The organism is Celeribacter marinus, assembly GCF_001308265.1.
In the GTDB taxonomy this organism is placed as follows: domain Bacteria; phylum Pseudomonadota; class Alphaproteobacteria; order Rhodobacterales; family Rhodobacteraceae; genus Celeribacter; species Celeribacter marinus.
On record NZ_CP012023.1, the window covers coordinates 2,455,284 to 2,468,641 of the forward strand.

12 protein-coding genes are annotated in these 13,358 nt (G+C 55.1%); 6 read left to right on the top strand and 6 right to left on the bottom strand.

The features are described 5' to 3' along the window. Nucleotides 1-31 precede the first annotated feature (31 nt). The 4 genes from IMCC12053_RS12260 (at nucleotide 32) to IMCC12053_RS12275 (ending at nucleotide 3,793) form a co-directional block, all read left to right on the top strand. Entirely contained in the window at nucleotides 32-910 is an 879-nt protein-coding gene (locus IMCC12053_RS12260; RefSeq protein ID WP_062219457.1) for an ABC transporter permease, read from the top strand. A 2-nt stretch (nucleotides 911-912) separates the two neighbouring features. Beyond that, the gene (locus IMCC12053_RS12265; protein ID WP_062219459.1) at nucleotides 913-1,740 is read left to right on the top strand and encodes an ABC transporter permease; all 828 of its coding nucleotides are present in this window, start codon (nucleotides 913-915) and stop codon (nucleotides 1,738-1,740) included. Between the two features lie 10 nt (nucleotides 1,741-1,750). Then, nucleotides 1,751-2,455 (top strand): type 1 glutamine amidotransferase, encoded by a 705-nt coding sequence (locus tag IMCC12053_RS12270; RefSeq protein ID WP_062219461.1) that lies wholly within the window; start codon nucleotides 1,751-1,753, stop codon nucleotides 2,453-2,455. A gap of 135 nt (nucleotides 2,456-2,590) precedes the next feature. Further along, nucleotides 2,591-3,793 carry a DegT/DnrJ/EryC1/StrS family aminotransferase gene (locus IMCC12053_RS12275; RefSeq protein WP_062221304.1) on the top strand — a complete coding sequence of 401 codons (1,203 nt, stop codon included), beginning with the start codon at nucleotides 2,591-2,593 and terminating at the stop codon, nucleotides 3,791-3,793. A 53-nt stretch (nucleotides 3,794-3,846) separates the two neighbouring features. On the opposite strand, the gene IMCC12053_RS12280 is transcribed toward IMCC12053_RS12275, so the two are convergent. The 4 genes from IMCC12053_RS12280 to phaC form a co-directional block, all read right to left on the bottom strand. Next, nucleotides 3,847-4,806 (bottom strand): LysR family transcriptional regulator, encoded by a 960-nt coding sequence (locus tag IMCC12053_RS12280; protein ID WP_062219463.1) that lies wholly within the window; start codon nucleotides 4,804-4,806, stop codon nucleotides 3,847-3,849. Between the two features lie 54 nt (nucleotides 4,807-4,860). Then, nucleotides 4,861-5,415, bottom strand: a complete 555-nt coding sequence (gene phaR, locus IMCC12053_RS12285) for a polyhydroxyalkanoate synthesis repressor PhaR (protein WP_062219465.1) — start codon at nucleotides 5,413-5,415, stop codon at nucleotides 4,861-4,863. 149 nt (nucleotides 5,416-5,564) lie between these two features. Beyond that, the gene (locus tag IMCC12053_RS12290) at nucleotides 5,565-6,041 is read right to left on the bottom strand and encodes a phasin family protein (protein ID WP_062219466.1); all 477 of its coding nucleotides are present in this window, start codon (nucleotides 6,039-6,041) and stop codon (nucleotides 5,565-5,567) included. A gap of 160 nt (nucleotides 6,042-6,201) precedes the next feature. Next, on the bottom strand, nucleotides 6,202-7,998 hold the full coding sequence (gene phaC, locus IMCC12053_RS12295) for a class I poly(R)-hydroxyalkanoic acid synthase (protein WP_062219468.1): 1,797 nt from the start codon (nucleotides 7,996-7,998) through the stop codon (nucleotides 6,202-6,204). A 144-nt stretch (nucleotides 7,999-8,142) separates the two neighbouring features. Here phaC and phaZ point away from each other — a divergent pair, with 144 nt between their 5' ends. Next, on the top strand, nucleotides 8,143-9,417 hold the full coding sequence (phaZ, locus tag IMCC12053_RS12300; RefSeq protein WP_062219470.1) for a polyhydroxyalkanoate depolymerase: 1,275 nt from the start codon (nucleotides 8,143-8,145) through the stop codon (nucleotides 9,415-9,417). A gap of 67 nt (nucleotides 9,418-9,484) precedes the next feature. Here phaZ and IMCC12053_RS12305 read toward each other — a convergent pair whose 3' ends face one another. Both IMCC12053_RS12305 and IMCC12053_RS12310 read right to left on the bottom strand, forming a co-directional pair. Continuing rightward, nucleotides 9,485-10,198 carry an alpha/beta fold hydrolase gene (locus IMCC12053_RS12305; RefSeq protein ID WP_062219472.1) on the bottom strand — a complete coding sequence of 238 codons (714 nt, stop codon included), beginning with the start codon at nucleotides 10,196-10,198 and terminating at the stop codon, nucleotides 9,485-9,487. A 51-nt stretch (nucleotides 10,199-10,249) separates the two neighbouring features. After that, a complete protein-coding gene (locus tag IMCC12053_RS12310; protein ID WP_062219474.1) occupies nucleotides 10,250-11,011 on the bottom strand; it encodes an alpha/beta fold hydrolase in 762 nt (253 codons plus the stop codon). Nucleotides 11,012-11,277: 266 nt separating this feature from the next. Here IMCC12053_RS12310 and thrS point away from each other — a divergent pair, with 266 nt between their 5' ends. Beyond that, nucleotides 11,278-13,227, top strand: a complete 1,950-nt coding sequence (gene thrS / locus IMCC12053_RS12315; protein WP_062219476.1) for a threonine--tRNA ligase — start codon at nucleotides 11,278-11,280, stop codon at nucleotides 13,225-13,227. The last annotated feature ends 131 nt before the right edge of the window (nucleotides 13,228-13,358 follow it).

A 13,358-nucleotide genomic window follows, 5' to 3' on the forward strand; every position in this document is an offset into this window, starting at 1 on the left:
GTTTTGCGCTGGCCCCCTCTCGTTCTTTGATATGTTTGAATATTGCACAGATCCTTCCGCCATTGACGGCCTGAACTGGCTCGCCTGTTATCTGACAACGGGCAAGCATATGCTGTTCTATAAGTCGTTCTTTGTCGTGCTATCGCTGCTTGCGGTTACGGCGCCTGCGGCGTTGGCATTGGGATTTGCGGGTGCAATGGCATCGCGCGCGCGCCTTGCCCCGATCCGTTGGATTGGTGCGCTTTACACCTCGATGGTGCGTGGTGTTCCCGATATTATTTTCTTTTTGTTTGTCCCCTTTGCAATGGACCAAGGGTTCGAGTGGCTGCGCCATAAGGTGAAGTGCCCCGACTGGTCCGAACCGATCCGCCAAGGCAATGACTTTATCGTCTGTTCGGCGGCCAAACTCCCGCTCAATTCAGCGCCGCAATCGGTGCATGAGCTATATGGTTTCACCCTCGCGGTGCTGGCATTTGCCATTGTGTTTGGCGCATTCGCGGCCAACGTCATGGCCGGCGCGATGAAGGCCGTCCCGCACGCACAGATCGAGACCGCAGAGAGCTACGGCATGTCGCACCGCCAATCGTTTTGGCGCATTCTGGTGCCACAAATGTGGATTTTCGCCCTGCCAGGCCTGAGCAATCTCTGGATGATTTTGATCAAAGCCACACCGCTTCTATTCCTACTCGGCGTCGAAGATATCGTATATTGGGCGCGCGAATTGGGCGGAACGAAAACATCTCAATACACCTACCCACACCCTGATTGGCGGCTCTGGTATTTCCTCGCGTTGTTGGTGTTCTATCTGTGCTTTACGCGGGTCTCTGAGATCGTGCTCGGCCGCATCACCCGCAAACTCTCACATGGCCAAGCCACCGTGGCCGGAGAAGAGATGAGGAAAGCGGCATGAGCATGACCTGCGCCGAAACCATATCCGCCTACGCGCTACGCTCCATCGGGATTGGCGAGCGGCTTTTGCCGAAATCCGATATCACCTTGTGCGACCAGATCACGCTGATCGGGTCGGGTATGATTTGGAACATCTATTTTGGTCTCGTGGCCTTGATGCTCGGGTTTGTGTTCGCAACGGCATTGGCCATGGCGAAAGCAAGTTCAAACAAATGGCTGCGCAAACCCGCCGAATGGTTCATCTTTTTGTTTCGCGGCTCACCGTTGTTCATTCAATTCTTTTTGGCCTACGAGTTATTTGTTGCCCTGCCCAAAGCAGGGATCGACATCTTTGGCATAACGATTGCGACAGGGAACCTGACCCGTGCGTGGGCGGGTGCATTGGTCGTCTTGTTCTTGAACACATCCGCGTATTCCGCAGAAATCTTTTATGGCGCGCTGCGCTCGGTCCCCAAGGGCGATATCGAGGCCGCGGACGCCTACGGCATGGTGGGGTGGACGCGCTTTCGCCGCATAACATGGCCTACGATGCTGCGCCTTGCGTGGCCAGCCTATACCAATGAGGCCATATTTTTGTTCCACGCCACCGCGCTTGTCTTTTTCTCGGGCTTTCCCGCGTGGCAGCAAAAGGGCGATGCGCTTTACTATGCGTCCTACTTTGCTGAAAAGACGTTCAACCCCTTTGTGCCTTATCCTATTGTGGCAGGGTTCTTTGTGGTTCTGACGCTCATCGTGATCATGGTCTTTGGTCTGATCGGGCGGCATCTCAATCGCCATCTCCCCTCCTCTGCGCCGCGTCCAAAACGTGCGCGGATGATGTTGATCCGCTAAAGGCACATCCATGAAGCTAGGCATTCTGCTATGTGGTGATCCGCCCCTGTCCGTCATGGAGCAACACGGCGATTTCTCAGATCTGTTTTCGTCGCTTTTCACTCCCTACGGGTTTGAAATTCAGACGTGGCGCGTGGTGGACATGGTGTTTCCGGACAATATCACGGACGCAGATGTGTGGCTTGTCACAGGCTCCAAACATGGCGCCTACGAAGATCACCCCTTTATCGCGCCGCTGGAGACATTCATTCGCGATTGTTTTGCCGCACAACGCCGCATGACGGGAATTTGTTTTGGCCATCAGATTATCGCCCAAGCGATGGGTGGGCGCGTTGAAAAATATGACGGCGGTTGGGGCATTGGCCGCACGGCCTATGCGCTCGACGGTTTGGGTGACGTACATTTAAACGCGTGGCACCAAGATCAGGTAACGACACTGCCACCATCCGCTGAAGTGGTCGGAGCATCGCCTACCTGCGCCAATGCCGCCCTCTTGTACGGCGATACAATTTATACCGTGCAACCTCACCCCGAGCTGTCACACGCCACAATCCAAAGCTACCTCAATGCTGATTGGCCAAACGGTGTGTATCCGGACGGTGTATTTGCCGCCGCCCACCAATCGCTGACCTTGCCCAATGACGAAGCCGCGCTCACAGCACAGATTGCGGCCTTTTTGACATCAGGCCGATCAGCAGTAAAACGCGACACCTAGAATACCCGCCCCCTCACACACCCGATCATGTAACGGATTTGCGATATTTCGCTTGCCCGTTCAAGAATGCGTGGATTTTCGCGCCGCAGGTGTTTACAGGTATTCCGAAAGCAGAATTTAAAAATGGTGAAAGTTATGGCCAGCGCTCCAAACGTTTACGATGCAGAACCAATCCCCGAAGAGGCCCGCGCCGAAGTCGAGCGTTTGCTAACCAGCGGTGATTTGTTTCGCTATACCGCCGCCAAAGACGCCCCCGTCACCCTATTGGAACAAGAGTTCGCACAGATGTTGGGTGCCAAATACGCGCTCGCCGTGGCCTCATGTTCCGCTGCCTTGTTTCTCTCGCTTAAGGCGTTGGATTTACCACGCGGTGCGAAGGTTTTAACCCCCGCGTTTACCTTTGCCGCGGTGCCCTCCTCCATCGTTCATGCCGATTGCACGCCTGTGCTTGTCGAATGTGGGGATAACTACCGCATCGATCTGGATGATTTTCATGCGAAAATGGTCGATGCAGACGCTGTTCTTATTTCGCACATGCGCGGCCACACCTCGGACATGGATGCAATCAAAGCGGCCTGTGACGCCAAAGGCATTCCATTGATTGAGGACGCCGCACATTCGCTTGGCACCGTTTGGGATGGTAAAAACGTTGGCACTATTGGCCAGATCGGATGTTTCTCGTTTCAATCCTACAAACTGCTAAACGCGGGCGAAGGCGGCATTATGATCACCGATGACGAGGGCATTTATGCCCGCGCTGTGATCATGTCAGGGGCCTATGAGCACAACTGGCAAAAGCACAACACAGAGCGAAACAACGCCCTGCAAGAGGCGTTTGACCGCTGGCAAAACAAACTGCCCCTCTACAATACGCGCCTGTCCAATATGTCCGCGACCATCGTGCGCGCCCAACTCAAAGAGGTGCCGCGCCGTGTCGCTGATGGCCGCGCTAACCACGACTATGTCGCCGCACGCCTTGAGGCGTGCCCCTATCTCACCGTGCCGGCGAAACTGGACAAAGAGGTCCGTGCACCCGACAGCCTGCAATTCAATCTCGTTGATTTTGACCGCGACATGGCGATTGCGTTTCAAGCAGCTGCCAAGGAAAATGGCGTATCGGTTCAGGTCTTTGGCTTGTCCACAGACAACGCCCGCGCGTTTTGGAACTGGCAGTTTTTGGGAGAGGCCCCAGCCCTCCCCATGACCCGTGAAATGTTGTCAAAGGCCTGTGATACGCGCCTACCTGCGCGCCTCGAAACGGCCGATCTCGACTATATCGCCGATGCCCTGATCGAGGCGGCAACACGTGCGAAATCGGCAAAGATCGCGGCTGAATAAGCGGCTCGAACACGACACCGATCTACAAACGCCGCTTCGCATGGAGCGGCGTTTTACGTTTTGACCAATTCGATTTGGCCCGCCAACCACGGCCATGCGTCAACCGCAGGGGCCACAACTCGGTCACGGATTAACGGGCGCAAACGCGTTGCAATGTCATCCGCCATATCCGGCATTCCATCTGTATGAGCAAAGAGTGACAACGTGCGGGCCAATGGTGCCATCGGCAGTGGATGCACGTCAATTTCGGCCGCATACCGCCCCGCGTGCTGCGCGCCCAAGACACTTAGGATCGTCCACCCCGTCCCGCTGGCCACCATCGCCAGCATCGCGCGGTAGCTGTCCAATTCAAACCGGCGCGGGGTACGCACACCTTGCTCGGCGAGATGCGCCGATAATGTACGCCCCATCGCATGACGGCTTGTGTATGCAATATATGGCAGGTTGGCGAGCGTGTCGGGGTCTGGTGTGCGCCCTTTGGGCACGACGATGACAAACGGATCGCGCAACAGCGCACGCACATCCATCCATGCAGCCGGCGCGCCAAGCTCGGCCGCAACAACGATATCAAGAGCACGGTGTTCCAATTTATCAAGCAGACGGTGCGATGGCCCCGTTTCCAACTCAAACCGCGTTTGCGACAAGCGATCCGCCATATCCGCAATCAGGGTCGGCGTCACCGATGCCTCGAAATCCTCAACCATTCCAAGGCGCAATTGACCCAATTGGGTCAGGTCCAAACTGGCTATCTCAGATCGCGCGCGCGCCGCTTCCGAACGGATCACCAACGCCCGTTGTCGCAAAATGCGCCCCGCAGGCGTGAGCGTCATCGGGCGGCTCGACCGGTTCAACAATTCCGCGCCAAGTGCGGTTTCAAGATTGGTAATCTGCTGGGAAATGGCGGAGGGCGATGCCCCGAGACGACGTGCAGCGGCAGACACCGACCCCTCTTCGGCGGCGGCGAGAAAAACCTCCACCCCCCAAAGGGTCAAACGCGTGACCGTATCGCTCATGGTTCGCCCTCTTGTTGTGCCGCGCAAATCGCCAGTGATCCGCGCGGCCACGCTTTACTTCAGTTTCGACAGCTTATCTTGAAGCTCTGCAAGCTGCTTTTTGATGGTGTCGAGATCATCGCCATCGCTACGGCTGCGTTCCGGCTCCGGCTCTTTGGCGGGTGTTGCCCAACTTGTCCCAAGACTGCCAAGCCCGCCCGTCATCGCCTTCATAAAGGCTTCTTGCTGCGCCTGCACGGCACCCAAACCCGGAATAGATCCACCAAGTCCCTGCATCATCTTCTCTTGCCCATCGCGGAACATCTCGAAGCTTTGGGCCAAGAACTGTGGCACGGCAGATGTCACATCGGTGGTGTAGCTGCGCACCAAATCGTTGAGCACATTGAGCGGCAGGACATTTTCCCCACGGCTTTCATGTTCTGCAATGATTTGAAGTAGATATTGACGTGTCAAGTCATCGCCGGATTTCAAATCAACGATTTGAACCTCGCGGCCACCGCGGATGAACCCCGAAATATCGCCAAGCGTGACATAGTCAGAGGTCTCGGTGTTATAGAGGCGGCGCGATGCGTACCGCTTGATTAGCAAAGGCTCTTTTATATCGGCCATTGGGCTCCCCTCCCTTATTGCGTTGCAGAAAACGCTAAGGGATGGGTTTCGCAAATGCAAAAGAAAACGGGCCCCGCCAAAAAGGAGGAGCCCGTCTCGCGATCCGCATTTCTCAGGGAGGAGGGAGAAAGCAGATGAAGTCTATGCGATTATTTCGCTGTCGCTTTTTTCGTCGCAGCAGTCACTTCGTCCGTGGCTTTTTTAGCGGCGGATGTCAGTTCGTCCGTTGCTTTTTTAGCAGCGGCGGTCATGTCTTCGCCCATGTCTTTGCCAGCGGCAAGCATCAGGTCAACAGTTTCCATCTGAACTTTTTTGGCGATCTCAGCGAAAGCAGCCATGTTTTCAGTGGCAAGCTCGGCCTGAGCAGATGCAAACGCGGTCATTGCGCTTGTGTAATCTGTTGGCTCGTCTTTTGCGGATGCAAAAGCTGCAACTTTCGCAAGTGTCTCTTTTGTCCACTTGGACGAAATCTCTGTGGATTTCTCAGCAGCTTCAACAGCTACTTTGGACATTTTCTCACCAAGCGATGCTTGGGTTTTGAATGTCTCTTGCATGGCGGACATATCTACCGGAAATGCGCCCATCATGTCTTTCATCATCTTTGTCATGTCATCAGTCTTGGCCATTGGTATAACTCCTTACTGGCTATCTTGAGCATGCGTCCTGAGAAGTCTGGGCGCTGCCAATTTCTGCATCTGCAAACAATATGCATGCTGCAATGCAGAAAATCAAGCCCCAATGCTGCGGTGCAGCAAAAGTGAAGCAAAGCAATGCCTTACCGCATCCTTAAGATGACTTAACGTAAGTTCCGGGTGCAGGTGCGAGGATGTCATGACCCGAATCACCCTCATTGCGCGCGGGGATTTGCTCGCCGGAGCGACCAGACAACCATGCCTCCCAACGCGGCCACCAACTTCCGCTCGTAAAGGTCGCCGTGCCCTTCCACTCTTGGGGGGCTAACGACAGATCGTCATTCGTATAGTGCCCGTACTTCTTTTTCGACGGCGGATTGACGATGCCTGCGATGTGGCCCGACTCCGACAAGATAAAGGTCTTGTCCGTCGACCCCATCTTGCGAATGCCATTGTACGATGAATCCCACGCCGCAATATGATCGGTTTCACAGCCGATCGCGCACAAAGGCACGCAGACGTCGGACAATTTGACTGTCTCACCACAAATCTCAAAACCTTTGGTGGCCAACTCATCGCGTTGACACAGCCCGCGCAAATACTGCACCGCCATACGCCCGGGCAAATTGGTACTATCACTATTCCAATAGAGCAGATCAAAGGCGGGCGGTGCCTCGCCCAACATGTAGGACCGGATCGCAGGTTGGTATATGAGATCGTTCGAGCGCAGGTACGAGAATGTCCGCGACATATAAAGCGACTTCATCATGCCTGACGTTTTGATCTCTTCCTCGATCCCGTCAATGAAATCATCGTCCAGGAACACGCCAACCTCGCCCTGATCCGAGAAATCCGTGAGCGTGGTGAAAAACGTGGCGCAATTCACCGATGTATCGCCGCGCTTTTGCATCAACCCAAGCGCGATGGAGAGTGTCGTTCCCGCGATACAATAACCAACAACATTGATCTTATCTTGCGCAGTGATGTCTTTGACCTGTTCAATCGCGGTGAAATAGCCCTGTTCAATATAGTCTTCGAGGCCCACATCGGCGTAGCTTTCATCGGGATTTACCCATGAGACGACAAACACGGTATATCCCTGATCCACGACCCATTTGATCAAAGAGTTTTGTTCTTTGAGATCAAGGATATAAAATTTGTTGATCCAAGGTGGAAAGATTAATAGCGGCGTAGTGTGAACTGTTTCGGTCGACGGCGCGTATTGGATCAGCTCGAACATCCGATTGCGAAACACCACCGAGCCTTTACTCGTTCCGATGTTCCTGCCCACCTCGAACGCGGTTTTGTCCGCGAGATTTACAACCATCTCACCGTCATGGTCCTCAAGGTCGCGCACAAGGTTCTCTAACCCCATCACGAGGCTCTCGCCATCGGTCGCCACGGCGCGTTCCAATGCTTCGGGGTTTGTTGCCAAAAAGTTGGTCGGCGCCATCATATCAACGATCTGGCGGGTAAAATACTCCATCCGCTTGCGTTCGCGATCGTCCAGCGCGCCCATATCGTCAACAGCCGCCTCAACGGCCTGAGCATTTGTCATGTATTGCTGTTTGAGAAAGTTGAAATAGGGATTTGTATCCCAGAGCGGATTCGAAAACCGGCGATCTTTAGGGCTATCATCTGGCGGCGGGGTCATATCCCCCTTCGTCAATCGCTGTTGGGCCTCGACATAATGTTTGAGCGTTTTGCCCCAATAGCCGATTTGATGTTCGACGATCTTGGCCGGATTATTGACCATTTCGGACATATAGGCGCTCGCCGCCTTTAAATAGAGCTCTTGGCTTGGTCCTTGCAACGCTGCGGGGATCGGCTTTTTACGGGCAAGCGCCGCTGACAATCTCTGCGACAGCCCCTCAATTCGTTCGATATTTTCATTGAGCTTATCGAGTTCGGGACGTTCGTCACCACCTGTTACGGTGCCATCATCAGCCATATTGCCTCCTCCCCGATCATTTTGCACTTGCAGCATTACCAATTACTGTAAGAGTATGGTAACATGATAGCGACACAGTTTAACTCTGGAAAGCTATTGCACGCACAAATATTACGCGCGCACCGACCTCAGTAGGAGACCATCATGCGATTTATGGCAAGTTACGATTGGATGGAAACGGTTCGCAATACGAACCAATGGCTTGGCGCGTCCGCGCAGGCTCTTGGGTCCTACCCTGCTTTCGCGCTCGTTCCGAACCCGGGATTGCAATGGTTGGCCGCATGGGGCGAAGTCACTGAACGCTCGTTTGCACGCATGGTCACAAAACCGGACTGGAACATCCAGTCCGTTGTCGGCGAAGACGGCCGTGACCACCTTGTTGAAGTGGTCACAGAAGTCTCCAAGCCGTTCGGTGACCTGATCCGGTTCAAAATTCAAAGCCGCAAAGAAATGCCGCGCAAGGTCTTGATCGTCGCTCCGATGTCGGGCCACTACGCCACTTTGCTGCGTTCCACCGTTGTCTCGCTATTGCCCGACTGCGAGGTCTATATCACCGACTGGCACAATGCCCGCGACATTCCTGTCTCCGAGGGCAAATTCGACGTCGAGGACTACACTCTCTACCTTGTTGACTTCATGAAACATATGGGTCCGCAAACACATGTGATCGCTGTTTGCCAACCTGCGCCGCTCACACTGGCCGCTACGGCCTATCTGGCCGAAGATGATCCCGCCGCACAGCCGCGCTCGCTCACCCTCATCGGCGGTCCGATTGACCCCGATGCAACCCCGACCGAAGTCACGGATTTTGGCAACCGCGTCACCATGGGGCAGCTTGAACAAAGTATGATCCAGCGCGTTGGCTTTAAATACAAAGGGGCCGGACGCAAGGTCTACCCGGGATTGTTGCAGCTCTCGTCCTTTATTGGCATGAACAGCGAAAAGCATAGCCAAGCATTTACAGACCAAATCAGCCGCGTGGCCAAAGGCGAAGCCTCGGAACACGACAAGCATAACAAATTCTACGATGAATACCTTGCCGTGATGGACATGACCGCAGAATTCTATCTGTCAACGGTCGAGCGTATTTTCAAAGGCTTGGAAATCGCCAAAAACGAGTTCGTTGTGGCAGGCCGCAAAGTAGATATCGGCGCGATCACCGATGTTGCTGTGAAAACCGTCGAAGGATCCGAGGACGATATTTCCGCACCTGGTCAATGTGTTGCGGCACTAGCGCTTTGTACGGGCCTCCCCGACACCATGAAGGCATCGCACCTTGAGCAAGGCGCAGGCCACTACGGTATTTTTGCGGGCCGCAGCTGGCGCACAAATATCCGACCCTTGGTTCTGGATTTCATCGATCAGAACTCTGGCCCGCGCGTGGTTGCGAGCAAGGACACGAAACAGAAAGCGGGTTAGGCCAAAGGCCTTTCAATCCACAACACGCGGCGTCCTTGAAAAAGGGCGCCGTTTTGGTTTGCCACCATCACGTCAAAACCAAAGGCGCATCGATTTGCATCCAGCTGCGCAAGATTCGGGTAACGGTTTGCGGTGCCTCCAGCATCGGCAAATGCCCTGCCGCATCAATAATCTCCAACTGTGCACGCGGCATAAGTTGGGCGATAAAATCCTGTCTACGCGGCGGACAAATGGTATCGTGCTGACCGCCAATAACCAACGCGGGCAAGCGTGCGCGGCGTAGAATGTTTTGTTGATCAGGGCGGCGCTGCATGATGCGTGATTGATGGAGATAGCCCTCAACACCCGCCTCAAGCGCCATATCGATCCAATAGTCACGGATGGCATTGCGGTGCGGACCACTGGCTAAGGCACCGATTGGCAACTCGTCAAACAACACCTCGCCCAACCGCCCGGAGCGCGCGCGCACCATGCGTGGCTCGCGCGCAGCCGCTGCATTCGGTGGCTCGGATTGAGCATTGGCACAGATGAGCGCAATACGCTCCACACGGTCAGGCGCGCGGCGCAACACTTCGGCGGCCACAGACGCGCCCAAATCATGCCCCGCAATGGCAAAGCGTGGCGGCGCATGGGCCAAAACATGATCGGCCATCTCGGTTACACTCGCACCAACCAATGGGGCAACCATGACCGCATACTCCCGACTGAGATCCGACACCTGATCCGCAAAAACACGCCCATCTGCTAAAAACCCCGGAAGAAACACCACCGCGTTGGACATTTACCCTACCACTCTCTCATAACTGTCTGCGTCCATGATCATGCTCACGCCCTATACATCGTCTCCGTGGGACATGTGCCCAAGGACATCAAAAATCGCGGCTTCGATCATCTTAAGGCACTCGATTGTCGAAAACGAATGATCGGCCCCTTTGGCAAAGGTAAGCCGCACATCCGCGCCGTCGATGTGATCCATGAGACGAAGGGCTGTCTCGCGTGTTACCGACCCGTCATTGGTCCCTTGTAAAAGGCGCACAGGGAACGGAAGGGATAGGCGGTCGCGCAAAACAAGATTGCTACGCCCGTCCTCAATCAGACGTTTGGATATGGGATAATCGCTATCATAACCGGACGGCAGATATACTACGCCGTCTCGCTCCAAAGCGGCACGTTGATCCGCGTCGAACCCCGCCCAAAACCCGTCTTGGGTAAAATCGGGCGCGGCGGCAATCCCCACAAAGCCCGCGATCTGTTCCGCTATACGCTTTGCCAAAATGAGCGAAATCCATCCCCCCATTGATGAGCCGACAAGCACCTGAGGCCCGAGTGTGAGCGCCTCAATGGCGGCCAATGCATCCTCGGCCCAATCGCCAATGCTGCCGTCCTCAAACCGGCCATCGCTTTCGCCGTGCCCTGAATAATCGAACCGCAAAAACGGCCGCCCTTGCGCGCGTGCCCACTGCTCAAGAGCCACCGCCTTGGTGCCTGCCATATCCGACATAAAGCCACCCAGAAACACGACCCCTACACCCTCACCTTCGACGCGGTTGTAGGCAAGTCTACGCCCTGTCGGGGCATCGAGGAAATCGGTCATAGTCGGGCTCCATTTTGATCTCCCTTGACAGGTAGCGCGCCACAGCCCCCTTTGCAAACACGCCGCACGCAACATCGCCAATAATACCGGATGTGTCGGCGGCGATACGTAAGAGAGGGCAGAATTCGCATGAAATGCTGGAAATACGGGCGCAACACGCCCTCTTTCGCATTGACTTTGCGCCCCCGCCTAAAGCACATAGGGCGCGAAAATATAACCCGCAACCGGGCGTTCAGTGGGCGCCAAACTGACGAGGAGTGCCACATATGGCCCAAGTCTCTCTAACCTTTCCTGATGGCAATTCACGCGCGTTTGACGCGGGCGTCACCGCCGCACAAGTTGCCGATAGCATCTCAACCTCGCTTGGCAAAAAGGCAATCTCTGCGACTGTGAACGGTGCGCATTGGGATTTGGCATGGCCGATTGAAGCCGATGCACAGATCGCAATCCACACCATGCAAGATGACGACCAAGCCAATGAGTTGATCCGTCATGATCTCGCCCACATCATGGCCCGCGCCGTCCAAGAGTTGTGGCCGGATGTCAAAGTGACCATCGGCCCTGTGATCAAAGACGGTTGGTACTATGATTTCGACCGCAAAGAGCCGTTCACCCCCGAGGATCTCGGCGCGATCGAGGCGAAGATGAAAGAGATCATCAACGCCCGCGATGCGGTCCGCACCGAGGTGTGGAGCCGCGCCGATGCGATTGCGCATTACGAAAAACGTGGCGAGCACTACAAGGTCGAACTGGTTGGGATGATCCCCGATGATGGACAGCCGATCCGCATGTATTGGCACGGCGAGTGGCAGGATTTGTGTCGCGGTCCCCACCTGCAGCATACCGGCCAAGTGCCCGCAAACGGGTTCAAATTGATGTCTGTTGCCGGCGCATACTGGCGCGGGAATTCCGACAATGCGATGCTACAACGCATTTACGGTGTCGGGTTCAAAGACCCCAAGGCGCTCAAAGCGCACCTGACAATGTTGGAGGAAGCCGCAAAGCGCGATCACCGTAAATTGGGCCGCGAGATGAACCTCTTTCACATGCAAGAAGAGGCCCCCGGACAGATTTTCTGGCACCCGAACGGCTGGCGTATCTACACATTGTTGCAAGACTACATGCGCCGCCAACAAGAGCGCGATGGCTATGTCGAGGTGAACACACCCCAAGTTGTGAACCGTAAACTGTGGGAAGCCTCGGGACACTGGGAAAACTACCAAGACAACATGTTCATCGTCGAAGTCGACGAAGACCACGCACGCGAAAAGACTGTGAACGCGCTCAAGCCGATGAACTGTCCATGTCACGTTCAGGTGTTCAATCAGGGGCTAAAATCCTATCGCGATTTGCCGCTGCGCATGGCCGAGTTTGGATCATGCAACCGCTACGAGCCATCTGGCGCACTACACGGCATCATGCGTGTACGCGGGTTCACCCAAGATGACGCCCATATTTTCTGTACCGATGATCAGGTCGAGGAAGAGACCAAGAAATTCGTCACCTTCTTGGCGAAAATCTATGCCGATCTGGGATTTGACCAGTGGAAGGTAAAACTGTCCACCCGTCCTGAAAAACGCGTTGGCACCGAAGAGAGCTGGGACAAGGCGGAAACCGATTTGGCCAACGGGATCAAAGCGGCTGGATACGAGTTTGAAGTGCAAGAGGGCGAAGGCGCGTTCTATGGCCCCAAACTCGAATTCGTGCTCACCGATGCGATCGGGCGCGATTGGCAATGTGGGACACTTCAGATCGACCCCAACTTGCCCGAACGCCTTGACGCAAGCTACGTGGGCGGGGACGGCGACAAACATCGCCCCGTAATGCTGCACCGTGCCGTGCTTGGCTCGTTCGAGCGCTTCATCGGTATCTTGATCGAAAGCCATGCGGGCAAGTTGCCGTTCTGGCTGGCCCCGCGTCAGGTGGTGGTCGCCTCGATCATTTCGGATGGGGACGATTATGTCCACGAAGTCGTCGCCGCATTGAAGGCGCAAGGCGTGCGCGCCGAGGCCGATACACGCAACGAAAAGATCAACTACAAGGTGCGCGAACACTCCCTTGGTAAAGTTCCGGTCATTTTAGCCGTGGGCGCCCGCGAAGTTGAGGAAAGAACTGTTTCAGTTCGCCGCCTCGGAGAGAAGCAAACCTCGGTTGTCACCCTCGACGAAATCGTGAGCACATTGAAACAAGAGGCACTCGCGCCCGACTTGAAATAAAGCCACAAATTACTGATAATAAAAACATAAAGCGCCCTCAATCGAGAGGGCGCTTTGCATTTCAGCCCCCTAAACTCACGTTTGCGTTTGTTACACTCCCTAACAGACGCGTAAGGACACGCCCTCGTGAG

Bases quoted from the DNA above. Each gene is read 5' to 3' on its own strand.
- phaC (WP_062219468.1), bottom strand. From the start codon at position 7,998: ATGGCTGATGATGGCACCGTAACAGGTGGTGACGAACGTCCCGAACTC.
- phaZ (WP_062219470.1), top strand. From the start codon at position 8,143: ATGCGATTTATGGCAAGTTACGATTGGATGGAAACGGTTCGCAATACG.
- IMCC12053_RS12270 (WP_062219461.1), top strand. From the start codon at position 1,751: ATGAAGCTAGGCATTCTGCTATGTGGTGATCCGCCCCTGTCCGTCATG.
- IMCC12053_RS12275 (WP_062221304.1), top strand. From the start codon at position 2,591: ATGGCCAGCGCTCCAAACGTTTACGATGCAGAACCAATCCCCGAAGAG.
- thrS (WP_062219476.1), top strand. From the start codon at position 11,278: ATGGCCCAAGTCTCTCTAACCTTTCCTGATGGCAATTCACGCGCGTTT.
- IMCC12053_RS12280 (WP_062219463.1), bottom strand. From the start codon at position 4,806: ATGAGCGATACGGTCACGCGTTTGACCCTTTGGGGGGTGGAGGTTTTT.
- phaR (WP_062219465.1), bottom strand. From the start codon at position 5,415: ATGGCCGATATAAAAGAGCCTTTGCTAATCAAGCGGTACGCATCGCGC.
- IMCC12053_RS12305 (WP_062219472.1), bottom strand. From the start codon at position 10,198: ATGTCCAACGCGGTGGTGTTTCTTCCGGGGTTTTTAGCAGATGGGCGT.
- IMCC12053_RS12290 (WP_062219466.1), bottom strand. From the start codon at position 6,041: ATGGCCAAGACTGATGACATGACAAAGATGATGAAAGACATGATGGGC.
- IMCC12053_RS12260 (WP_062219457.1), top strand. From the start codon at position 32: ATGTTTGAATATTGCACAGATCCTTCCGCCATTGACGGCCTGAACTGG.
- IMCC12053_RS12265 (WP_062219459.1), top strand. From the start codon at position 913: ATGACCTGCGCCGAAACCATATCCGCCTACGCGCTACGCTCCATCGGG.
- IMCC12053_RS12310 (WP_062219474.1), bottom strand. From the start codon at position 11,011: ATGACCGATTTCCTCGATGCCCCGACAGGGCGTAGACTTGCCTACAAC.